Origin of the sequence: Pseudoxanthomonas mexicana, assembly GCF_046736355.1 — a bacterium.
Lineage (GTDB): Bacteria > Pseudomonadota > Gammaproteobacteria > Xanthomonadales > Xanthomonadaceae > Pseudoxanthomonas_A > Pseudoxanthomonas_A mexicana_B.
The window spans coordinates 1165439-1187888 of record NZ_CP157201.1; the positions used below are offsets into that span (position 1 = coordinate 1165439).

Here is a 22450-nt window from a genome sequence, read left to right on the forward strand (position 1 = left end):
GCACGTCGACGAGCAGTTCCTAGCCTCGCGCCACCCTCCAGGCAGCGGGGCGCGGTGCTCTATATCGCATTGATCGTCCTGATCCTGCTCGCGTTGATTGGCATCGCAGGCATGCAGGTCACCAGCCTGCAGGAAAAGATGTCGGCGAACTACCGCAATGCCAACCTCGCGTTCCAGGCGGCCGAGGCCGAGGTCCGCCTGCGCGAATGCTTCCTGGAAGGCATGGTGAACCGCAACGGCAATTGCGCCGCCGGTGCTGCGACCATCGAGGAAATCTGCAACAACGGATTCGATGCCACCACCTGGGCGCAGGCGATGGCGATGAACACACCCATCGAAAACCGCATCAGCCTTCGTTCGATTGGTCCCTGCATCTCGGGCAACAGCAGCCTGGATGAAGGCGTCCGCCCGGTCAGCGAGGATCCGAATCCGGTGTACCAGGTCACCATCTACGCCACCAACAATGCAGCCAACGCCGACGCGGCGGTGGACACGATATTCAGACCGTGAGGCCCGTCATGGCATCCAAGCGTACAAAGGTCGTCGCCGTCAGCCTCGTCGCGCTGGCCCTTTCCGCCGGCTATGGCTGGTACCTGACCGCGCAGGTGAGTCCACCTGAACTGGCGCAGGCGCCGATGAACATTACCAACGTCATCCCCCCAGCCTTCATCATGGCGGTGGACGATTCCGGATCGATGACCTTCGAGACGATGTTCCCGGGCCGGGATGGTTATGGCTGCACCGGCACAGGTACCAGCAACCCGTTCTTCAATGCCAATGGCACCTTGCGGACAGCGGCAGGGACCAGCGGCAGCTGCAATTTTCATCACCTGTTCCCCTATCCGGGACACCGCATCGGTACCGATCGCTACGCGATCCCGCCGATCGACCTGTTCGGTTTTGCCCGCTCCCCCTCCTACAACGCCTCGTACTACAACCCGGGCACGGTATATGTGCCCTGGAAGAACTACGACAATACCAATTATCCCCAGGCATCCATCACCGCAACGCTGTCCAATCCCCGCGACGCGAATTCACCGACTTTCGACATGACGTCGCTGCACCGGGATCGCACCGATGACGGCGACCCGGGCAATCTGGAAACGGGCAACAGTACCTACAACAACGGCACGCTCTTCCCCGCTGGCATCATCTACAGGCGCAACGGCAACTGTGGTGGCCTGGCGAGTACCGGCACTGCCTGGAACACGCTCGCCAACGACGTGACGCTCAGTGCCAACTGCGACAATATAAGCATTCGCCGTCCGCAGGTTGGTCAGCCTGCCGCTGACGAACTCTTCCGGATTCCCACCGGCGTGACCTTGCCGCGTGGCACTCGTTACTACCGCCTGGCCGATGGGGCTTGCGGTGGCCTGGCTTCGGCGCGGCCTACCCAGCGCATTTGGGTGGAGTTGCAAGCTGCGCATACGCTTACCGCGGTCTGCGAACTCGGCATCGAGTACTTTCCGGCGACCTTCTATCTGCCGCTGGATACGGCGGCGCCTGCCGGTTTCATCACGGCCAACCGGACGCTCGCGACCAATGCCGGAGGGCCAGGCGTCAATCTTTACCGGTATGAAATAAAGCCTTCGAACTACTCGACGACGGCTGCCTACAACCAGCAGATCAGCAACTTCGCCAATTGGTTCAGCTATTACGGCAACCGCAACCGGGCGATGATCGCCGGCATGACGCACTCGCTGGTCGACGTGAACAACATGCGGATCGGCTATTTCACCATCAACCAGCACGGCAGCCGCGACGAGCCCGACAGCAAGACGGCCGAGCGGGTGACCATGTACGACATGGCCAAGACCGCCGCGGGCGAAGACAAGTCCAAGCTGTACAGCGCCATGATAAGCCTGCCGGCCTCCGGCTCCACGCCGAACCGGCAGGCGGTCAATGCCATCGGCAAGCAGTTCCTGCGTCGCGACGAGGGCGCACCGATCAAGCTGTCCTGCCAGAAGAACGCCGGCATGCTGTTCACCGACGGCTACAGCAACCAGGACGGACCCACGGTGAGCAACGCCAATGGCGACGGCAACATGGGTGCGCCGTTCAGCGATAGCCATGACAACACCATGGCCGACATCGCCGCTTATTATTATCGAACCAATCTCAGGTCCGACCTCAACACCGGCCAGGTAAAGGTGGACAAGTCCTGCCCGGCGGGCGGCGGCGACGCGGCCGACAAGCGCATCGATTGCCAGCGCAATCTGCACATGAACTTCTACGGCGTCACCCTGGGCGCGCGCGGTAACCTGTTCAACCCCGACGCGGAACAGGATCCGTATACCGACGCCTCGATCTACAACAACTGGCCGTCGCGGCAGAACGATAACCCCTCCACGGTGGACGACATCTGGCACGCGACGGTGAACACGCGCGGCGAATTCATCAATGCGCGCACGCCCAGCGACATCACGGCGGCGATGCGCCGCATCATCGCCGCGGTCAACGAGGGCAGCACGCCGTCCGGCACCATCGGCGTGACCGGATCGCGCATCGGCAGCGGCAGCCTGAACATCCAGCCGGCCTACGATTCGAGCAACTACGGCACCGACTGGTACAGCAGGTTGACCGCCGAGGCCATCAGCGCCGATTCCATCACCGGCACCACCGGCTTCGCCGAAGTCTGGGAAGCCTCGTCGAGGTTGGCCACCCAGCCCAGTCGCACCATCCGCTTCGGCAAGACCGGCAGCAGCGTCGTGCCCACGGTGCGCAACTTCGACGCCAGCAATGTCACCCTGGGCGAACTGTGCTCGGGCGCGCTGTCGCGCTGCTCGGCCACGCAGCTCCAGGCGTTGGGTTCCGGCAGCATGACCCTCACCCGCGCCGTCGCCTACCTGCGCGGCAGCAAGGTGGACGAGGGCGTCCTGCGCACCCGTACGACCATCCTGGGAGACATCGTCAACTCATCTCCGATACTCTCCGCGCCGATCGACAACTACGGCTATCGCGCGCTGGGTGGCAGCCTGGCCAGCAGCTATGCCACGTTCCTGGAAAACAAGAAGACCAGCGGCCGCCCGCTGGTGGTGGTGGGCGCCAACGACGGCATGTTCCATGTCTTCGACGGCAGGACCGACGGCAATGGCGGGCGCGAGGTCTTCGCCTACATCCCGGCCGCCGTGCTGGGGCACATGGGCAACCTGCTGTTCCCGTACGTGGCGGCGGACAAGAACGACCAGAAGTTCCAGCATCGCTACTATGTCGACGGACCGGTGACCGTGTCCGACGTCAATGTCGGCGGCGTATGGAAGACCATTGCCGTGGGTACGACGGGCGCGGGCGGTCGCAGCGTGTTCGCGCTGGACATCACCAACCCGGATTCGGTTCAGGTGCTGTGGGAGGTCAACAACCTGATCACCGGCAATGCGGCCATTACCGGCAATATCGGCAACGTGCTCGGCAAGCCGGTCATTGTCCCGGTCAAGAGCACAGCCGGCGCGGTCAGCTGGAAGGTGATCTTCGGCAACGGCTACAACAGCACCAACCAGCAGGCGCGGCTGTTCGTGGTCGATGCCGGCACCGGCGCGGTCACCACCATCGAGGCCAACGAGGGCGCCAGCCATGCCTACAACGGGCTGGGCAACATCGCCGTGATCGATCGCAAGCGGGTGGGCAGCGACGGCACCGTTTCCAACGGCCGCGACGGCTACTCGGATACCGTCTATGCTGCCGACCAGCAGGGCGCGATCTGGAAGTTCGATCTACTGAACAACAACGTCGCGCTCGGCGGCAAGCCGTTGTTCGTCGCGCGCGATGCCAGCGACAACCGCCAGCCCATCCTGGGTGGCCTGACCGCCGCCTCCGGTCCGGGCGGGGGCGTGATGCTCTACTTCGGCACCGGCAGCTTCTCCTTCCTGGGCGATCCGGACAGCACCGCCATCCAGACCATCTACGCCGTCAACGATCGCGGCGTCCCGCTGAGCGGGCGCGGGCAGCTGCAGCAGCAGACCATCATCGATACCGCGAACGGGCGCCGTGAAACCAGTACCACCGCAATGGCAATAGGGCGCCAGGGCTGGTATCTGGATCTGCCCGCCGGCGAGCGGTTCGTTGGCTATCCCCGCATCGAGAGCGGCATCGTGTTCTTCCCCACCTATGCGCCCACCGGGGCCACGGGGGACGACTGTGGCGTCAGCGGCGTGAACTGGCTCTACGGGTTGAACTCGCTGACGGGTGGCGCCGCGCTGTCCTACGTTCGTCTTGGCTCCGGCAAGTCCCACGGTGCCGGCACCGGTGCTATCGCACTGGATACCAAGGGCACGGCTCCGGTGAAGGACGTGGCGGTAATGACCATGCCGCGCGTCCCTCTGCTGACCGGCACGCCCACGGCAGCGGAGATCAACGCCGCCGCCGACGCCCGTTGTTCGATGGTGGTGCGCGTGGCCGGCGCCGAACCGATGTACATTCCGCGTCCGTGCGGACGCCAGTCCTGGAGGCAGGTGCGGTGATGAAAACGAGTCCAGCCATGCGCAATAACCGGGGCTTTACCCTGATCGAGCTGATGATCGTGGTGGTGGTGGTGGCCATCCTGGCCGCGGTGGCGTATCCGAATTACATCGAGCAGGTGCGCAAATCGCGGCGGGAACAGGCCAAGGCGCTGATGGTGGAATACACCCACCTGGCCGAGCGCTTCCATACCGTCAACAATAGTTATGTGGGTTTTGCGCTGCCATCGGCGCAATCGCCTGAAAACGGAACGTCGCGTTACGGCCTGCAAGCCACCACGCAAACCGCCACCGCCTTTGTGATAACCGCGACTCCGCAGGGAAGCCAGACCAAGGATCCCTGCGGCACGATGACGGTTTCCAACACAGGACAAAAGGGTAGTGGCGGAACACTTGCGGAATGCTGGTAGACAGGCCGCGCATCATGATCGAAGCCGCCTGACGGGCGGCTTCCTTTATTGCGGCGGTACCGAGCGTACCGTGCCATCCAGGTTGTGATCGATCATCCACAACCCCGCCCAAAGCTTGGCGTCCAGCTCGTAGCCCTCGCCGATCTTCTGCGCCAGCCAGGCGGCGGCGCGGGTGCGCGGGACTTCGTGGACGGTGATGTCCTCGTCGCCGTCGCCGCCGCCTTCGCCGACCTTGCGCAGGCCGCTGGCGCGGACGAAGGCGATCTTCTCGTTGCTCAGGCCCGATGAGGTCGGGCCGATCATCAGCACTTCGGCATGCTCGGCGGTCCAGCCGGTTTCCTCTTCCAGTTCGCGGATGGCGGAAACCTCGATGGACTCGCCGGCGTGGATGTCGCCGACCAGCCCGGCCGGCATCTCGATGGTGCTGGCCTGCAACGGCACGCGGAACTGCTCGACGAACAGCACGTTGTCCTCCGGGGTGACCGCGATGATGATCGCCGCCAGGCCGCCGGCGTGGGTGCGCTCGGCGTATTCCCAGGTGCCGCGCTCGAGCATGCGCAGGTACCTGCCTTCGTAGACGGTTCTGGGGGGCGTGCTCTTGCGATCCTGGGTCATGGAACGGCCTTGCGGGAGTGACGAAGATTGCGGGCGGATTGGCGAAAGCTGGAAACCCGGAAGGCTTAGGCCGTTGCGGATTTCTCCGGCTACACGGCGCCTGCCAACTCGATGCCCGAGGCCTCGTGCAGCCTGCGCCGGGTCATCGGTCCGAAACGCAGCGCATCGGCCAGCGCGGCCAGCAGGGCGCCATCGCCGCCGTTGCGGCTGAAGCCGGTCTCGTCCAGGTCCAGCGGCGCATCCAGCGCGATGGTGGTGAGCTGTCGCCACAGCAGCGCGTGCTCGCGCTGTTCGCGCAGGCGCAGGGCGATGCCGGCGGCGCCGCGCAGGCGCAGGAACGGCACCTCGTCCACGCGCGCCAGCAGCGCATCGAGGCTGCCGAAGTGCGAGATCAGCACTGCCGCGGTCTTGCAGCCGATGCCGCTGATGCCGGGAATGTTGTCGACGGCGTCGCCGCACAGGGCCAGGTAATCGGCCATCTGCCAGGCTTCCACGCCGTGCCGCGCCTTGACGCCGGCGCGGCCCCAGCGCTGGCCGCGGGCGAAATCCCATTGCTCGTCGGCATCGCCGAGCAGTTGCGAGAGATCCTTGTCGGCTGAGACGATGACGTTGCGGTAGCCCTGCACCCGCATCGTGTGCAGGGCGCTGCCGATCAGGTCGTCGGCCTCGTATTCGTGGTGCGCCAGCACCGGCAGGCCCAGCGCCGCGCACAGCGCCTTGCAGTGGGCGAACTGGCGCCGCAGCGCTTCCGGCGCGGGCTCGCGGTTGGCCTTGTAGGCCGGGTACAGGCGGTGGCGGAAGCAACTGTCCAGCGCCTCGTCGAACGCCACCGCGATGTGCGCGGGACGCTCCTTCTCCAGCAGTTCCAGCAGGAAGCGCGCGAAGCCGTGCACCGCGTTGGTCGGCCAGCCCTCGGCGTCCTGGAACTCGTCCGGCATCGAATGCCAGGCGCGGAACACGTACAGGCTCGCATCGACCAGGTACAGCGTCGGCGCGGCGGACGCTTCAGGCATCGGGCTGCCAGTCGCTGAGCAGGGCCAGGGCGTCGGGCCGTTCGCGCTCCGGCGCCGTTACCTGCTGGCGCGGCGTGCCGATGTGGATGAAGCCGACGATGCGCTCGCCGGGCTGCAGCCCGAGCAGTTGCTCCACCGCCGGGTCGTAGGCCATCCACGCGGTCAGCCACTGCGCGCCGTAGCCCAGCGCCTGCGCGGCCTGCAGCAGGGCGAAGCACACGCTGCCGGCGCTCAGCAGCTGTTCCTGCACGGGCACCTTGGCGTGCTCGTCCAGGCGCGCGACGACGGTGATGATCAACGGTGCGTGCGCAAAGCGCATGCGCTCCTTTTCCAGGGTGGCGGCCGGTGCGTCGGGATCGCGCGAGCGGACCCGTTCGACCAGCCTTTCCCCCAATGCGTGGCGGGCCTGGCCCTGGATGCGGATGAAGCGGAACGGCACCAGCTTGCCGTGATCCGGCACGCGCACGGCCGCTTGCAACATCCGTGCCACGGCATCGGCATCCGGTGCGGGTTCGCCGAGCTGTTTCGAGGGCACCGAACGGCGGCGGTGGAGGAAATCGAGTTCTGTCGCAGGCATGTGGCCAAGTTTAGCTTGTCATTGGCGCCGGACGGTACCAAAGTGCAGACAGGGTCACGGATGCCCGGGTCGCGGATTGCCTACGATGCCAAGGCGGCCCGTGCCGTATCCTTCCTGTTCCCCCACGTCCGCCCCCCCGGGCGGGGAATCGCGCATGTCCAGTCCTGCCCCCAACCCGCGCCCCGGCCATGATCAGCGTCTGCTCGATCAGGCCCGTGATGCGGCCATTCCGCCGCTCGTGGATACGTTCGCGGTGGCGCTGGGGAGATTCGACGACGCGCTGTTCGACCGCGCCGAGCGCGCCGGTCATTCGCAGATGGCCTTCCTCGACGCGATGCGCGAACTGCGCCGCCGCCGCGAGGAAATCATCGCGCGCTTCCGCGCCCACCTGCTCAAGGCCTGGCAGTCGATGGAAGCGGGGCAGCCGCTGTCGGTGGAGAAGGCACTGGCGCAGACCGGCGAGAACACGCTGAGCCTGATCTCCGACCGCGAGCTCGAATCGCGCCTGGCCGCGCGCAACCTCGCCAGCGTGATCATGCGCGAGTGGAAGCCGGTGCTGCTGCGGCTGGATCGCCGGCTGGGCTGGATCGCCGGCAACGTCGCGCTGGACAACGACCACAATCCGATCGGCCCCGAGCACATCGGCGTGGCCATCCATGAAGCCTTTTCGATCTGCGACCTGACCGACGAGGTCCGGCTGGTCGTGATCAAGCTGTGCGAACGCGACCTGGTGCCCGGCATCGGCCGCATCTACGAGGCGCTGGATCAGAAGCTGGTCCAGCAGGGCGTGATGCCCGAAATGCCGTCGGCGCGCCGGCAGAGCCGGCCGGCTTCGCCCGCGCCCGGGGACGACGAGGTTGCCGCCGTCGAGCCGGACGCCGAGGACGACAACGCGCCGGCCTGGGCCGCGCGCTTCATCAACCGCATGGCCAATGCCCGCGCGGCGCATGCGCGCGGCATGGGTGGGGCGGCCGCGGGATTCGGCGACATGCCGGGAATGCCGGGAGGATTCGACGCAGCCGGCGGCGCCGGTGTCCACGGCGTGCTGCTGGAGGCGCTGCACCACCTGTTGCAGGAATCGCGGCATGGCCGTGGCGGGGCTGGCGACAACGCCGGCGCCGGTCATGGCGATGCGCGCGCATCCCCGGGCTTCCATCGCGATCTGTCCCAGCGCGAGATGCTGTCGGTGCTGTCGCTGCTGCAGGCTTCGCCCAGCGCGGCGCTGCGCGCGGCGATCGGCGACACCGGCGAGTCGCTGGCCCAGCGCCTCAAGAGCGAGGTGCTCAGCAGCGCCACCCAACTCGGCGTGGATCCTTCGATGGCGCGGCTGGCGCCGGTGGACGAGGACGCCATCGACCTGGTCGGCATGCTGTTCGACGTGATGCTGGACGAGCGCGATCTGGAAGGCCGCCCGCGCGAGCTGATCGGCCGGCTGGTGGTGCCCTTCGTCAAGGTCGCGCTGCTGGATCGGCGCATGTTCGTGCAGAAGACCCATCCGGCGCGCCGCCTGCTCAACGTGCTGGCCGAGGCCTGCGAGGGCAACAACGGCGAGAGCGCGGCCGAGCGCACGCTGCTGACCAAGGTCGAGGAAGTGGTGGACCGGCTGGTGGCCGAGTTCAACGAGAACCTCGCCATCTTCCTGACCCTGGAGGAGGAGTTCCGCGCCTTCCTCGACCAGCACCGCCGCCGCATCGAGATCGCCGAGCGCCGCGCCGCCGAGATCCAGCGTGGCCAGGAGCGGCTGGAAGCCGCGCGTGCGCGCACCCAGAGAGAGCTGGCCGCGCGCCTGGACAACCGCAAGGTGCCGCAGGCCATCGAGGATTTCCTGCGCCAGCCGTGGGCGCACCACGTCACCATGACCGTGCTGCGCGAGGGCGAGGAGGGCGAGGGCCTGGGCGAGGCGCTGAAGCTGGCCGACGGCGTGCTGGAGGAGCTTTCCGAGGCGCAGCGCCACGTCATCGGCAAGCCGTGGCTGCAGGGCTGGCGGCCGGCGCTGCAGCAGGTGTTCGCCAGCGTCGGCATGAACGCCGATGCGGCCAGCGGCGCGGTCGACGCGCTGCACGACACCCTGCAGGCGGTGGCCGCCTCGCGCCCCGACCTGGAGAAGTCGCTGCCGGAACTGCCGCAGGTCGTGCTGCCCAAGCCGGCCGGCGGCGAGGACGACAGCGCCGCCATCCAGCTGATCGGCGGCACCGACACGCTGGAGTTCGATCCCACCGACGCCGATCATTTCCGCGGCCTGCCGATCGGCACCTGGCTGGATTTCATCGACAAGGACAACAAGCTGCAGCCGGGCAAGCTGTCCTGGGTCAGCCCGATTTCCTCGCGGCTGCTGTTCGTCAACCGCCGCGGCGTGCGCTTCTGCGTGGCCTCGCCGGAGGAACTGGCGGCGATGGTGCAGATGGGTCGCCTGCGCATGCACCAGGACGAGGACGCCTTCGACAGCGCGATGCAGGGCGTCATCGACCGGCTGGAGCCGGTGGCCGGCGCCGGGGTGACCGCCGGGGCCTGATCGTCCCGCGGGCGCGCCGTTGCGGCGGCGGCTTTGCTAGCATCGGAACCCTCTACGCGAATGACGAGGGGCTACATGGCGGTCGAAGTTCTGGTCCTGAAGGAATCGGCGCCCGGCGAGCGGCGCGTGTCCGCCACCCCCGAGACCGTCAAGAAGCTGGTCGCCGCCGGCGCCAGCGTGCGCGTGGAAGCCGGCGCCGGCCAGCAGGCGGGGTTCACCGACCAGGCCTATCGCGACGCCGGCGCGCAGCCGGCCGGGGCGCAGGCGCGCGCGCAGGCCGAGGTGGTGCTGTGCGTGCAGCCGCCGGCCGCGGCCGACATCGCGGCCTTCGGCCAGGGCGCCACGCTGATCGGCATGCTGCATCCGCAGGCCGACGAGGCGCGCGGCGAGGCATTGAAATCGCGCGGCATCGTCGCCTTCCCGCTGGAGCGATTGCCGCGCACCACCCGCGCGCAGGCGATGGACGTGCTCAGCTCGCAGGCCGGCATGGCCGGCTACAAGGCGGTGCTGATTGCCGCGCAGCTGGCGCCGCGCTTCTTCCCGATGCTGACTACGGCGGCCGGCACCATCCGTCCGTCCAGGGTGCTGATCGTCGGCGCCGGCGTGGCCGGGCTGCAGGCGGTCGCCACCGCCAAGCGGCTGGGCGCGCAGGTCGAGGGCTTCGACGTGCGCCCGGAGACGCGCGAGCAGATCGAATCGCTGGGCGGCAAGTTCCTCGACCTGGGCGTCAGCGCGGCGGGCGAGGGCGGCTACGCGCGCCAGCTCACCGACGCTGAGCGCGCCGAGCAGCAGCGCCGCCTGGCCGAGCACCTCAAGGGCATCGACGTGGTGGTCTGCACCGCCGCCGTGCCGGGCCGCCCGGCGCCGAAGATCATCAGCGCGGCGATGGCCGCGGGGATGAAGCCCGGCAGCGTCATCGTCGACCTGGCCGCCGAGACCGGCGGCAACTGCGAGCTTACCCGCCCGGGCGAGACCTTCGAGCAGGACGGCGTCGTCATCGCCGGCCCGCTCAACCTGGCCAGCATGGGCGCGGTGCACGCCAGCGAGATGTACGCGCGCAACGTCTACAACTTCCTGTCGCTGCTGCTCAAGGACGGCGCGCTGGCGTTCGACTGGAGCGATGAGTTGCTGGCGAAGACGCGCTGGCCGGAGGCGCCGCTCGGGGCGTGAGGCGGGAACAGGCAAGCCCGGTTTTTGCGCGGGCCTGTCGAAGCATGCTTTCGCGCGTGACTGCCTGTCGGGCTGCGACCGAGGCATCTCGGCAGGCACGTGGTTCGACGGGAGCGCCCGAATGGGATTGGGCCAGGTAGGAAGGGGAGCGAGGAGGGAGGCGCAAGAGCGTCGGCCGCACCCGCAGGCGGGACCGATGTCTTTCAACCGATACGGGTCGCACGCTGAAAGCCGCGCAGATTATTCCTCTCTGTAGAACCGAGCTTGCTCGGCTGCTTTCAGCTTGCGCGCAGGGCAAGCCGAGCAAGCTCGGGCTCTACGACGGGCGGGCGAAGGCCGGGCGGCGATGCATCAACGCCCGCGCCGCTGCGTCTCCGGTTGCGAGGGCTGCCTGTCGATCCAGTCGCGGCGCTGCTCGGGCGTCATCGCCTTCCATTGCTGGAAGAACTGCTTGCGCTGCTCGTCCGTCATCGTGGCGGTGTGGGAGAACAGCGCGCGGGCCTGCCGCTGCTGCTCGGGGTTCATGACCTCGAAGCGCTTGACCCCGTGGCGCGCGCGCGCGCGCTGCTCGGGGGTCATGCTCTGCCAGCGCCGCGCATGCTCCATCAGGCGGGCGCGGCTGGCGGGATCGGCGTTCCAGCGTTCGCGGACCGGGGCGATCAGCAGTTCGCGCTGCTCGGCGGTCAGGTTTTCCCAGGCGGGCAGCGCGGCGGGCTTGTCCTGCGCCCAGGCCGAGGCGGCGCCCAGCAGCAGGATCGCGAGCGGCAACAGTCGGGTCTTCATCGGTTCACTCCATCGCCAGCGGCGGGTTGTCGGCCGTGGCCAGCCACAGGAAGAAATCGGGGTTCTCGTCGAGCACGGTATCGCCCTCGCCCTCGCTGGCGGCCGCGATCGCCGGCGCCTCGGTGGCCGGCTCCGTCGTCGAGGGCGAGAAGCGGGTGACCACCAGCACCGCCAGCACCATCGAGCAGGCGGTGGCGGCCAGCCAGCGCCATTGCCCGCGACGCGGCGCGGGTGCGGCGGCGGCCTGCTGGCGCGCGGCACGCAGCCGCGCCAGCGTCTGCGGCGTCAACCGCGCCAGCGCGTTCGCGTGCAACTGCCGGGCCTGGCGGTCGAAGGCGTCGTCGTGGGAAGGGGCGTTCATACGTAATCCTCGAGTTGCTTCTGCAGCGCGTCGCGCGCGCGCGAAAGATGGGTCTTGACCGAGCCTTCCGAGCAGCCCATCGCACGGGCGGTGTCGGCCACGTCCAGTTCCTCCAGCACGCGCAGGGTGAAGGCCTCGCGCTGGCGCGCCGGCAGCTTCCGCAGCGCCTGCACCAGCCGCTGGTAGGCGGCCTGCTGCTGGTGCGACTGCGCCGGGCCGGCGGCGCCGTCGGCCCAGTCGATGACGCTGCCGTCCTCGCGCTCGGAGCCCGGCTGCAGCCAGCGCAGCCGGAAGGTCTGGCGGCGCTGGAAGTCGACGATCTTGCGGCGCAGGATGCTCCAGAACAGCGGCGTCCATTCCTCCGCCGGGCGGCCCTGGTAGGCCAGCATCTTCATCATCGCCTCCTGCACCGCGTCCAGCGCGTCGTCGCGGCTGCGCAGCCCGGCCTCGGCGAAGCGGAAGGCGCGCGTGCCGACGTCGGCCAGGAACTGGTCCAGCGAGGCCGCCACGCGCGGCGGCGCGGCCGGTGCACATTCCTGGGTCGGGCCGGTGCTCACCAGCACAGCTTAGCTTCCTGGCCTGCCGGCGTGCCGCGAAACGGCGGCTTCCGTGCGCGCGGCGGGAAACGGCGCGCGGGCGGCAATGGGGGCATCACGCGACTCCTGCGGGGAAACCGGGAACTGCAGGGATAACGCATCCGCGGCCCGCCCGTTGACAGCGCCGGGCGCGGGCGGGGAGACCCGCGGGTTAAGCTGCGGTTATGATGCGGCGAAGCCGGCCGGCGCCGGCTCCAGACAACCAGGGAGTGCGTGGATGAACGACGGTTTCGTGGCCTTGTACATCTTCATGCTGGCGGCCATCGCCGGGCACGTGATCATCTCGCGGGTGCCGGTGATCCTGCACACGCCGCTGATGTCCGGCTCCAATTTCATCCACGGCATCGTGATGATCGGCGCGATGGTGGTGCTGGGCCATGCCGACACCACGCTGGAAAAGGCCATCGGCTTCGTCGCCGTGCTGCTGGGCGCGGGCAACGCCGCCGGCGGCTACGTGGTCACCGAGCGGATGCTGGAGATGTTCAAGAGCTCGCGCAAGCCGGCCGGCAAGGAGACGCGCTGATGGGTTCGCTCGACGAGATCCGCAGCTGGCTGGTCGCCACCAGCTACCTGGTCGCCGCCACCCTGTTCCTGCTCGGCCTGCAGCGCATGGCCTCGCCGATGACCGCGCGCAGCGGCATCCGCTGGGCCGGCCTGGGCATGCTGATCGCCACGGTCGCCACGTTCTTCCTGCCCGACCTGCACAACATCCCGCTGATCATCGCCGCCATCGCCATCGGCACGTCGGTGGCGTGGGTGTCGGGCAAGCAGGTGCCGATCACCGACATGCCGCAGATGGTGGCGCTGTACAACGGCATGGGCGGCGGTTCGGCCGCGGCGATCGGCGCGGTGGAACTGCTGCGCTTCTCGTTCCTGGCCAACCGCGACACCAGCCACTGGAGCGAGACGGCGATCGCCGAACTGGCCGCGCGCCAGCCCGGCGCGATCACCCTGTCGCTGGCGATCATCGGCTCGGCGATCGGCGCGGTGGCGCTGTCCGGCTCGATCGTCGCCTGGGCCAAGCTGGACGGGCGGCTGGACAAGCGGATGGCGTTCCCGGGCCAGCAGGCATTCAACCTGCTGGTGTTCGTGGCGATGGCGGCGCTGGGCGTGTGGGCCGGCGTCACCCTGGATCCGGTGGCGATCATCGCCTTCTTCATCGTCGCGCTGGCGCTGGGCGTGCTGATGACGCTGCCGATCGGCGGCGCCGACATGCCGGTGGTGATCTCGCTGTACAACGCCTTCACCGGCCTGGCGGTGGCGTTCGAGGGCTACGTGCTGGGCAACGAGGCGCTGATCATCGCCGGCATGATGGTCGGCGCGGCCGGCATCCTGCTGACCCGGCTGATGGCCAAGGCGATGAACCGGCCGATCAGCGGCGTGCTGTTCTCCCACTTCGGCGGCGGCGGGCAGGCGCAGGAGATCAGCGGCAGCCAGAAGCCGATCGAGGCCGGCGACGTCGCCGCGATGATGGCCTTCGCCGAGCGCGTGGTGATCGTGCCCGGCTACGGCATGGCGGTGGCGCAGGCGCAGCACAAGATCTGGGAGCTGGCGCAGCGGCTGATCGAGCGCGGGGTCAAGGTGAAGTTCGCCATCCACCCGGTCGCCGGCCGCATGCCCGGCCACATGAACGTGCTGCTGGCCGAGGCCGGCGTGCCCTACGACCTCATCGTCGACATGGACGACATCAACCCCGAGTTCGCCACCACCGACGTGTCGCTGGTGATCGGCGCCAACGACGTGGTCAACCCAGTCGCCAAGACCGACCCGTCCAGCCCGATCTACGGCATGCCGATCCTCGACGTGGTCGATTCGAGGAACACCATCGTCATCAAGCGTGGCAAGGGCACCGGTTTCGCCGGCATCGAGAACGCGCTGTTCTACGCCGACAACACCCGCATGCTCTACGGCGACGGCGCCGAGGCGGCCAGCGCGCTGGTCAGCGAGCTGAAGGCGCTGGACGGCGGGCATTGAGCGGACGGGGCGGCGCTGCCGCCCCTTCGTCGCCGCGAGGACGGGCGTGGCGGTCCGGGTTCAGCGCGACAGCCACGCCGCCAGCGGCAGCGACAGCAGCAGGCAGATCCAGTCGATGCCGCCGTTGGCCAGGGTGATCAGCGTCCAGGCGTGGTGGGCGCCGAGCTTGAGCGCCGATTCCCAGGGATTGAGCCCCAGCACCATGCCCACCTGCGAGGCGGCGATGAACCAGTGCGCCAGCGCGACGATCAGCGCCGTCGCCGCCGCCGCCGCGATCACCCGTGGTGGGCCGGGGCGCATGCCGGCCAGGCGCAGCACCAGCGCCACGTCGACCGCGCCGAGCAGCGCCATCCAGCCCGCTTGTTTGCCCAGGTAGAGCGCCAGCAGCACCCAGATCAGCACGAAGCACGCACCGCCCAGCAGCAGGATCAACGGAGGCAGCCAGCGGCGCGGCCGGGAGGCGGGGGCTGCAGGGGGCATGGAGACTCCGTGGATGGCCGCCAAGGATAAGCCCTGGCCGCGGGATTTTCCGGCGCCGGCTACAATATCGGCCTTGCCCCGGCGCCCCGGCGCCCTCATCTGGTCACGGCATGTACTCCCGTAGCAGCGAACCCGTCCATTTCGAACGCGATTGCGATGCCGTGCTGGTGCCGCAGGGCGAAAGCGTGACCCTGCCCGCGGGCAGCTACGGTTACATCACCCAGGCGCTGGGCGGCAGCTATACCGTCTTCGTCGAGGGCAACCTGTTCCGCATCGCCGGCAAGGACGGCGACGCCATCGGCAAGGAACCGGCCGTGCCGCTGCAACTGGCCGAGAACGCCAGCGACGACGAGGTCGAGGCGATGGTCTGGAGCCAGTTGCGCACCTGCTTCGATCCGGAAATCCCGTTCAACATCGTCGATCTGGGCCTGGTCTACGAGGCCGTGATCAGCCGTCGCGAGGACGGCCAGCGCCAGGTCGATGTCAAGATGACCCTGACCGCGCCGGGTTGCGGGATGGGCGAGATCCTCGTCGATGATGTCCGCAGCAAGCTCGAGATGATTCCGACCATCGCCGAGGCGGACGTGGATCTCGTCTTCGACCCGCCGTGGGGAAGACACATGATGTCCGAAGCGGCCAAGCTCGAGACAGGCATGCTGTAAGGCGAGTGCCTTCGCACGCCTCGTGAAGGCTTCATCAAGTATCTGAATCTACTTCTAGGCCGTCACAGGTTGGCGGTCGACGGCGCTGTTCATGCAAGGCCTGCGCCAATGGTTTCATCTGAATGCGATTCCAGTCACGTATTCAGTCCTTGTTTATGCGTACGGTGCCCCGGCCCCGCGACAGCGGGACATTGTCCGGAAGGAGAGAGCCGGCCTGGTTACATCCCCCCTTGGCAGCCTGACAGGTGCTCGTTCCGGAATTCGAGCCGCCCCTGAGCGGTAATCATCATCAGAAGAGGGAAGTCCGATGTCTGATTCACCGAAGCACCGCAACCGCCTCAAACTGGTGGCCTTGGCCACCACCGCCGCCGTCGCGGCGCTGTACGTGTTCCCCGGCCTGGCCGGCGAAGTCAACCTGAGCGGCCTGCAGGCCAACGAACCGGAGGGTTTCGAGCAGTTCATCGTCAAGTACCGCGACGGCAGCACCGCTACCGCGACCGCCACCCAGCTGAACCGCTCGCTCAATACCGCCGCCGCCACGGCGCTGGCCAAGCGCCAGGGACGCGCGGCGACCCTGCAACACCTGCGCCGGACCGCCGTCGGCGGCGAGGTGATCCGCACCGACCGCAAGCTGGACCGCGCCGAGGCCGAGTCGCTGATGCGCCAGCTGGCGGCCGATCCCGACGTCGAGTACGTCGAGGTCGACCAGCGCATGACCATCGCGCTGACGCCCAACGACACGCGCTTCTCCGAGCAGTGGGGCTTCGGTACCAGCGCCGCCTCGATCAACGTGCAGCCGGCATGGGACAAGGCCAAGGGCGCCGGCGTGGTCGTCGCGGTGATTGATACCGGCATCACCAACCATCCGGATCTGAACGCCAACGTGCTGCCGGGCTACGACTTCATCAGCAACGCGTCGATGGCGCGCGACGGCAACGGCCGCGACAGCAATGCCAACGACGAAGGCGATTGGTACGCGGCCAACGAATGCGGCGCCGGCGTTCCCGGTTCCAATTCGAGCTGGCACGGCACCCACGTGGCCGGCACCGTCGCGGCGGTGACCAACAACGCCACCGGCGTGGCGGGCACGGCCTACCAGTCCAAGATCGTGCCGGTGCGCGTGCTCGGCAAGTGCGGCGGCATGCTCTCGGACATCGCCGACGCGATCGTGTGGGCCTCGGGCGGATCGGTCAGCGGCGTGCCGGCCAATGCCAATCCGGCCGAGGTCATCAACATGTCGCTCGGCGGCAGCGGCGCCTGCTCGACCACCTACCAGAACGCGATCAACAGCGCGGTCTCGCGCGGCAGCACGGTGGTGGTGGCGGCCGGCAACAGCAACGCCAACGTCTCCGGCTACAACCCGGGCAACTGCGCCAACGTCATCTCGGTGGCGGCGACGACCTCGGCCGGCTCGCGCGCCAGCTTCTCCAACTACGGCGCGGCCATCGATGTCTCCGCTCCGGGCCAGGCGATCCTGTCCACCCTCAACACCGGCACCACCACGCCGGCCAGCGCCAGCTACGCGTCGTACAACGGCACCTCGATGGCGGCGCCGCACGTGGCCGGCGTGGTCGCGCTGATGCAGTCGGCCGCGTCCACGCCGCGCACGCCCGCGCAGATCGAGACCATCCTCAAGAACACCGCGCGGCCGCTGCCGGGCACGTGTTCGGGCGGATGCGGCGCCGGCATCGCCAATGCCGACGCCGCGGTGGTGGCGGTGCAGGGCGGCGGCAACCCTAACCCGGGCAACGTGCTCCAGAACGGCGTGCCGGTCACCGGGCTGGCCGCGACCACCGGCAACTCGCTGAACTACACCATCGCCGTGCCGGCCGGCCGCAGCACCTTCACCGTGCAGATGTCGGGCGGCAGCGGCGATGCGGACGTGTACGTCCGCTTCGGCAGCGCGCCGACCGATACCGCCTACAACTGCCGTCCCTACCGCGTCGGCAACAGCGAGACCTGCACGTTCAACGCACCGTCGGCGGGCACCTGGCACATCCGGGTGAAGGCCTACAGCAGCTTCTCCGGCGTGACGTTGCGCGCCAGCTACTGAGTCACGGTTTTCAGGGATGAAACCGCCCGCCGCCGGCCAATGCCGGCGGCGGGTTTTTCTTGCAAGGCAATAGTGCCGGACTTCTTGCCGACACCATGAAAAAAGGGCTTGCGATTGCTCGCAAGCCCTTGAATTTTCTGGCGCCCGAAGTTGGACTCGAACCAACGACCCCCTGATTAACAGTCAAGTGCTCTAACCGGCTGAGCTATTCGGGCGGAGTCCGCCATTGTAATGGGCTGTTCCGGGCACGGCAAGACCAGCCATGTCGGGTGATGGGCGTGGGGAAGATGCCTCGCGGGCGCGATGGAAACGGCCCGGCTTCAGTCCCCGCAGGGTGCCGCGCCGGTGGGCCGGGTCGAGCGCACGCGGCCGACGTTGTTGACGATGACCGAGCCCAGTAGCGCGCCTTCACGGCAGATCCGCACGGTCAGGTTGGAGCCGGCGCTGCGGCCGTCGGGCAGGTAGCGTACCAATGGGCGGCCCTGCCCCGAGGCCATGCGCATGTGCGCATCCAGTGGCGGCCGCTCGACCCGCAGGATGTCGGCCGGCGCATCCGGTTGCCGGTTGCCGTCGCGATCGATGAACACCATCCATCCTTGCGACCAGTCGCCATCCTGCCGGCACTGCGAATGTCCGTCGGACGGGCAGGCCATCACCACGGTGCGGTGCTGGATGGCGGCCAGGCGGGCATGGGCCAGGTGGCTCGACAGCAGGTGCATCGCGGCGCCCGTGCGCTGCCCTTGCAGCGTGGTGCGGAAGGCCGGCAAGCCGACGGCGATCAGCACGGCGAGCACCGCCATCGCCATGACCATTTCCACCAGCGTGAAGCCGTCCGGCCGCCGGAACGGCCGGACGATACCTGCGGACATCCTGTCCATGTCGATCCTCCATGAGGGGGCATGGGTCCGCAGGATGGCGCGCGACGGAGACGCCGCGCATCGGCCGCTCCAGCATGAACGCGTAGGAAATCCCCGCACCCGGCCGTCATCGCCGCCGGGCCTATACTTGCGGATCGACCACGGACATCCCCCATGACCGATCAATTCCAGCTCGTCTCGCCGTATTCGCCGGCCGGCGACCAGCCGCAGGCCATCGAGAAGCTGACCGCCAACTTCGAGGCCGGCCTGGCCAAGCAGACCCTGCTCGGCGTGACCGGCTCGGGCAAGACCTACACCATCGCCAACGTCGTCCAGCGCATCCAGAAGCCGACCCTGGTGATGGCGCCGAACAAGACGCTGGCCGCGCAGCTGTACGGCGAGTTCAAGTCGTTCTTCCCGCACAACGCGGTCGAGTACTTCGTCAGCTACTACGACTACTACCAGCCCGAGGCCTACGTGCCGTCGTCGGACACCTTCATCGAGAAGGACAGTTCGATCAACGAGCACATCGAGCAGATGCGGCTGGCCGCGACCAAGACGCTGCTTTCGCGGCGCGACGCGCTGGTGGTGGCGACGGTGTCGGCGATCTACGGCCTGGGCGCGCCGGAGGACTACCTGTCGCTGCGGTTGATCCTCTCGCGCGGCGAGCACATCGACCAGCGCGAGCTGGTCCGCCACCTGACCCAGCTGCAGTACACCCGCAACGAGTACGAACTGCAGCGCGGCACCTTCCGCGTGCGCGGCGAGGTGGTGGACGTGCACCCGGCCGAGAGCGACGCCGAGGCGCTGCGCATCGAGCTGTTCGACGGCGACATCGAGCGGCTGACCCTGTTCGACCCGATCACCGGCGAGACGCTGCGCACCCTGCCGCGCTACACCATCTACCCCAAGACCCACTACGCGACCACCCGCGAGCGCACGCTCAGCGCGGTGGACACCATCAAGATCGAACTGAAGGAGCGGCTGGAGCAGCTGTACGCGCAGAACAAGCTGGTCGAGGCGCAGCGGCTGGCGCAGCGCACCCAGTTCGACCTGGAGATGATGGCCGAGGTGGGCTTCTGCAGCGGCATCGAGAACTACTCGCGCCACCTGACCGGCAAGGCGCCGGGCGAGCCGCCGCCGACGCTGTTCGACTACCTGCCGCCGGACGCGCTGCTGGTGGTGGACGAGTCGCACGTGACCATCCCGCAGATCGGTGCGATGTACAAGGGCGACCGCTCGCGCAAGGAGACGCTGGTGGAGTTCGGCTTCCGCCTGCCGTCGGCGCTGGACAACCGGCCGCTGCGCTTCGAGGAATGGGAGGCGCGCTCGCCGCGCAGCATCTACGTGTCGGCCACGCCGGGACCGTACGAACTGCGCGAGTCGGCCGACGAGATCGTCGAACTGGTCGTGCGGCCCACCGGCCTGATCGATCCGGAGGTGGAGATCCGCCCGGTCGGCACCCAGGTCGACGACCTGCTGTCGGAGATCAACCTGCGCGTGTCGTGGGGCGATCGCGTGCTGGTCACCACGCTGACCAAGCGCATGGCCGAGAACCTGACCGAGTACCTCGGCGAGCACGGCGTCAAGGTGCGCTACCTGCACTCGGACGTGGACACGGTCGAGCGGGTGGAGATCATCCGCGACCTGCGCCTGGGCAAGTTCGACGTGCTGGTCGGCATCAACCTGCTGCGCGAGGGCCTGGACATGCCGGAGGTGTCGCTGGTGGCGATCCTGGACGCGGACAAGGAGGGCTTCCTGCGCTCGACCGGATCGCTGATCCAGACCATCGGCCGCGCCGCGCGCAACCTGCGCGGCAAGGCCATCCTGTACGCGGACCGCATGACCCGCTCGATGCAGGCGGCCATCGACGAGACCGACCGCCGCCGCGCCAAACAGGTCGAGTACAACGCCGAGCACGGCATCGTGCCCAAGTCGGTCGCCCGGCCCATCGTAGACATCCTGGAGGGCGCGCGCGGCGAGGCGGCCAACGACGGCGGCAAGGCCAGCCGCAAGACCCGGCGCGTGGCCGAGGAACCGGCCGACTACGCGGCCCTGAGTCCCGCCCAACTCGCCGCCCGCCTGAAGACGCTGGAGCAGAAGATGTACCAGCACGCGCGCGATCTGGAATTCGAGGACGCGGCGCGGCTGCGCGACCAGATCCGCAAGCTCAAGGAGGCCAGCCTGGCGGGGTAGGCGACCGGAGCTGCCGGAAAGCGCGCCACACGGGCAGATCCGGCACGGCCCGCGGCTTGGTCCGCCCCGGCCTCGCCGCGCGGCTTGTGAGCCCACCCGTGGATGGGCTAGAATTCGCGCCCCGCCGGGCATTGTCCGGTAAGGGCGGTTAGCTCAGCGGTAGAGCACTACCTTGACATGGTAGGGGTCACAGGTTCGAACCCTGTACCGCCCACCAATTACATCAATGACTTGGCGTCAGGTCATTGCTTGGATTGTGGTGACAATACGAAACCTGTCCAAAAAACCGCTCCTGAAAAGGGGCGGTTTTTCGTTTCCGGGCCGTGGCGCAGGGGTTGTTCGTCTTCGGTGCTGTCGAAGCCGTGCCGCCATGTAATCATCGGCGTGAAGTCATTACCCAACTCGAAGAACTTCATGTTGACCGAAGCGCCATCGATCCTCGAAGACCTGCCTTCCCGGGCATCGAAAGCCCAGGGCAGGAAGCGGGCGGCCCGGTCAGGGACTTTTATCGACAACATGCGCCTACCGGTGCATCGATGGTTCCGCTACTCGGCCGGATTCTCGGCCGAATGGGTGCGCCAGGTCCTTCTGGACGAAGGGATGGGCGCCGGAGACCTGGTGTTGGACCCGTTTGCCGGGTCCGGCACAACCCTCGTCGCCGCGCAGGCTGCCGGGGTTCCCTCGGTTGGATACGAGAGCCATCCCTTCGTCCAGCGCGTGGCGGAGGCGAAGCTGGCCTGGGCCAGCGACATCCCCCGGTTCCAGGTTTTCGCGAGGGACGTTCGCACCACCGCCGAGGCTGCCATGCGGTCGAGCCGGCGCGCCCCTCACGAATTGTTGCGCAAGTGCTATTCGGACGACGCCCTGGACGGCCTGCTGGCCCTGCGGGATGCATACCGCAGGCTGGAGGCGTCCGCCCCGGAGCCTGCCGCCAGGCTGGTATGGCTCGCCATCACGGGCATTCTTCGCATGTGCAGCGGTGTCGGCACTGCGCAGTGGCAGTATCTCCTGCCGAACAAGAGCAAGGCGCGGGTAATCGCGCCGATGCCGGCCTTCGACTTGAAGATCGCCGAGATGGTCGGCGATATGCAGCACGCCCAGGCTGGCCGCAGTGCTTCGGCGTCGGTTCTCCCGCACGACGCCCGGGCGCGGAGCCTGCCAATCGAGGCGGGTTCTGTTTCCCTCGTGATTACATCTCCGCCGTATGCGAACAATTACGACTACGCCGATGCGACCCGGCTTGAGATGGTCTTCTGGGAAGAAATCTCCGGCTGGGGCGACCTCCAGTCGGTTGTTCGCAGGCACATCGTCAGGTCTTGCTCGCAGCATGCAACGGCCGACCGAATCGAACTCGACCCGCTGCTGGCCCAGCCCGAGGTCGCGCCAATCCGCGACGAGCTGGCTGCTGTCTGTCGCCAACTGGACGAGATTCGGCACACGAAGGGGGGCAAGAAGGCTTACCACCTGATGGTGGCCGCTTATTTCGCAGACATGGCGTTGGTGTTCAATGGCTTGCGGAATGCCTGTCGTGATGGTTCGCGCGTGTGTTTCGTAGTCGGGGACTCCGCGCCGTATGGAGTCTACGTACCGGTTGAGCGCTGGCTCGGGGATCTGGCTGTGGCCAATGGCTTCAAGTCGTACAGCTTCCACAAGCTTCGTGACCGGAACACCAAGTGGAAGAACCGGAAGCACACGGTTCCGCTCCATGAGGGCCACCTCTGGATTGAGGGATAACGG

At 67.8% G+C, this 22450-nt stretch carries 20 protein-coding genes and 2 tRNA genes; 12 read left to right on the plus strand and 10 right to left on the minus strand.

Annotated elements, in window-relative coordinates; all coding sequences use genetic code 11:
- Positions 1-54: 54 nt before the first annotated feature.
- Genes AAG688_RS05215 through AAG688_RS05225 form a run of 3 tightly spaced genes read left to right on the plus strand, consistent with a single transcriptional unit; the run spans position 55 to position 4864 of the window.
- Positions 55-510, plus strand: a complete 456-nt coding sequence (locus AAG688_RS05215; RefSeq protein ID WP_411834302.1) for a PilX N-terminal domain-containing pilus assembly protein — start codon at positions 55-57, stop codon at positions 508-510.
- A gap of 8 nt (positions 511-518) precedes the next feature.
- Positions 519-4457, plus strand: a complete 3939-nt coding sequence (locus AAG688_RS05220) for a pilus assembly protein (protein ID WP_411834303.1) — start codon at positions 519-521, stop codon at positions 4455-4457.
- A gap of 17 nt (positions 4458-4474) precedes the next feature.
- Complete coding sequence (locus AAG688_RS05225; protein WP_411834304.1) at positions 4475-4864, plus strand: type IV pilin protein; 390 nt, start codon at positions 4475-4477, stop codon at positions 4862-4864.
- Between the two features lie 45 nt (positions 4865-4909).
- Here the strand turns inward: AAG688_RS05225 and AAG688_RS05230 are convergent, their stop codons facing one another.
- The 3 genes from AAG688_RS05230 to AAG688_RS05240 all read right to left on the minus strand — a co-directional run bounded on the left by AAG688_RS05230 (position 4910) and on the right by AAG688_RS05240 (position 7069).
- Complete coding sequence (locus AAG688_RS05230) at positions 4910-5479, minus strand: NUDIX hydrolase (RefSeq protein WP_411834305.1); 570 nt, start codon at positions 5477-5479, stop codon at positions 4910-4912.
- Between the two features lie 89 nt (positions 5480-5568).
- A complete protein-coding gene (locus AAG688_RS05235) occupies positions 5569-6492 on the minus strand; it encodes a 5'-3' exonuclease H3TH domain-containing protein (RefSeq protein ID WP_411834306.1) in 924 nt (307 codons plus the stop codon).
- The gene (locus tag AAG688_RS05240; protein ID WP_411834307.1) at positions 6485-7069 is read right to left on the minus strand and encodes a nitroreductase; all 585 of its coding nucleotides are present in this window, start codon (positions 7067-7069) and stop codon (positions 6485-6487) included. The genes AAG688_RS05235 and AAG688_RS05240 overlap by 8 nt, the downstream gene beginning before the upstream one ends.
- A gap of 154 nt (positions 7070-7223) precedes the next feature.
- On the opposite strand from AAG688_RS05240, the gene AAG688_RS05245 reads away from it, so the two are divergent.
- The gene (locus tag AAG688_RS05245; protein ID WP_411834309.1) at positions 7224-9581 is read left to right on the plus strand and encodes a DUF1631 domain-containing protein; all 2358 of its coding nucleotides are present in this window, start codon (positions 7224-7226) and stop codon (positions 9579-9581) included.
- Positions 9582-9656: 75 nt separating this feature from the next.
- Positions 9657-10751 (plus strand): NAD(P) transhydrogenase subunit alpha, encoded by a 1095-nt coding sequence (locus AAG688_RS05250; RefSeq protein WP_411834310.1) that lies wholly within the window; start codon positions 9657-9659, stop codon positions 10749-10751.
- Positions 10752-11102: 351 nt separating this feature from the next.
- On the opposite strand, the gene AAG688_RS05255 is transcribed toward AAG688_RS05250, so the two are convergent.
- From AAG688_RS05255 to AAG688_RS05265, 3 genes are read right to left on the minus strand one after another with little or no spacing between them, the layout of a single operon-like run.
- Positions 11103-11534 (minus strand): DUF3106 domain-containing protein, encoded by a 432-nt coding sequence (locus tag AAG688_RS05255; RefSeq protein WP_411834311.1) that lies wholly within the window; start codon positions 11532-11534, stop codon positions 11103-11105.
- A 4-nt stretch (positions 11535-11538) separates the two neighbouring features.
- A complete protein-coding gene (locus AAG688_RS05260) occupies positions 11539-11895 on the minus strand; it encodes a hypothetical protein (protein WP_411834312.1) in 357 nt (118 codons plus the stop codon).
- Positions 11892-12458, minus strand: a complete 567-nt coding sequence (locus AAG688_RS05265; protein WP_411834313.1) for an RNA polymerase sigma factor — start codon at positions 12456-12458, stop codon at positions 11892-11894. Before AAG688_RS05265 ends, AAG688_RS05260 begins: the two co-directional genes overlap by 4 nt.
- A gap of 250 nt (positions 12459-12708) precedes the next feature.
- Between AAG688_RS05265 and AAG688_RS05270 the strand changes: the two genes are divergently transcribed.
- Both AAG688_RS05270 and AAG688_RS05275 read left to right on the plus strand, forming a co-directional pair.
- The gene (locus tag AAG688_RS05270; protein ID WP_411834314.1) at positions 12709-13014 is read left to right on the plus strand and encodes an NAD(P) transhydrogenase subunit alpha; all 306 of its coding nucleotides are present in this window, start codon (positions 12709-12711) and stop codon (positions 13012-13014) included.
- Positions 13014-14465: an NAD(P)(+) transhydrogenase (Re/Si-specific) subunit beta gene (locus tag AAG688_RS05275; protein WP_411834315.1), complete on the plus strand. Its 1452-nt coding sequence runs from the start codon at positions 13014-13016 to the stop codon at positions 14463-14465. The genes AAG688_RS05270 and AAG688_RS05275 overlap by 1 nt, the downstream gene beginning before the upstream one ends.
- Before the next feature lie 60 nt (positions 14466-14525).
- Here the strand turns inward: AAG688_RS05275 and AAG688_RS05280 are convergent, their stop codons facing one another.
- A complete protein-coding gene (locus tag AAG688_RS05280) occupies positions 14526-14945 on the minus strand; it encodes a hypothetical protein (RefSeq protein WP_411834316.1) in 420 nt (139 codons plus the stop codon).
- A gap of 110 nt (positions 14946-15055) precedes the next feature.
- Between AAG688_RS05280 and sufT the strand changes: the two genes are divergently transcribed.
- Both sufT and AAG688_RS05290 read left to right on the plus strand, forming a co-directional pair.
- The gene (gene sufT / locus AAG688_RS05285) at positions 15056-15607 is read left to right on the plus strand and encodes a putative Fe-S cluster assembly protein SufT (RefSeq protein WP_411834317.1); all 552 of its coding nucleotides are present in this window, start codon (positions 15056-15058) and stop codon (positions 15605-15607) included.
- Positions 15608-15914: 307 nt separating this feature from the next.
- Positions 15915-17660, plus strand: a complete 1746-nt coding sequence (locus AAG688_RS05290) for a S8 family peptidase (RefSeq protein ID WP_411834318.1) — start codon at positions 15915-15917, stop codon at positions 17658-17660.
- 138 nt (positions 17661-17798) lie between these two features.
- Here AAG688_RS05290 and AAG688_RS05295 read toward each other — a convergent pair.
- Both AAG688_RS05295 and AAG688_RS05300 read right to left on the minus strand, forming a co-directional pair.
- Positions 17799-17875, minus strand: a tRNA-Asn gene (locus AAG688_RS05295).
- Between the two features lie 105 nt (positions 17876-17980).
- Positions 17981-18538, minus strand: a complete 558-nt coding sequence (locus AAG688_RS05300; RefSeq protein ID WP_411834319.1) for a GspH/FimT family pseudopilin — start codon at positions 18536-18538, stop codon at positions 17981-17983.
- A 153-nt stretch (positions 18539-18691) separates the two neighbouring features.
- Between AAG688_RS05300 and uvrB the strand changes: the two genes are divergently transcribed.
- Both uvrB and AAG688_RS05310 read left to right on the plus strand, forming a co-directional pair.
- Positions 18692-20713: an excinuclease ABC subunit UvrB gene (gene uvrB, locus AAG688_RS05305; protein WP_411834321.1), complete on the plus strand. Its 2022-nt coding sequence runs from the start codon at positions 18692-18694 to the stop codon at positions 20711-20713.
- 142 nt (positions 20714-20855) lie between these two features.
- Positions 20856-20930 (plus strand) — tRNA-Val (locus AAG688_RS05310).
- Between the two features lie 25 nt (positions 20931-20955).
- Here AAG688_RS05310 and AAG688_RS05315 read toward each other — a convergent pair.
- Positions 20956-21129 carry a hypothetical protein gene (locus AAG688_RS05315; RefSeq protein ID WP_411834322.1) on the minus strand — a complete coding sequence of 58 codons (174 nt, stop codon included), beginning with the start codon at positions 21127-21129 and terminating at the stop codon, positions 20956-20958.
- Between AAG688_RS05315 and AAG688_RS05320 the strand changes: the two genes are divergently transcribed.
- Positions 21128-22447, plus strand: a complete 1320-nt coding sequence (locus tag AAG688_RS05320; RefSeq protein ID WP_411834323.1) for a DNA methyltransferase — start codon at positions 21128-21130, stop codon at positions 22445-22447. The two genes, AAG688_RS05315 and AAG688_RS05320, sit on opposite strands and share 2 nt — an antisense overlap.
- Positions 22448-22450: the final 3 nt, after the last annotated feature.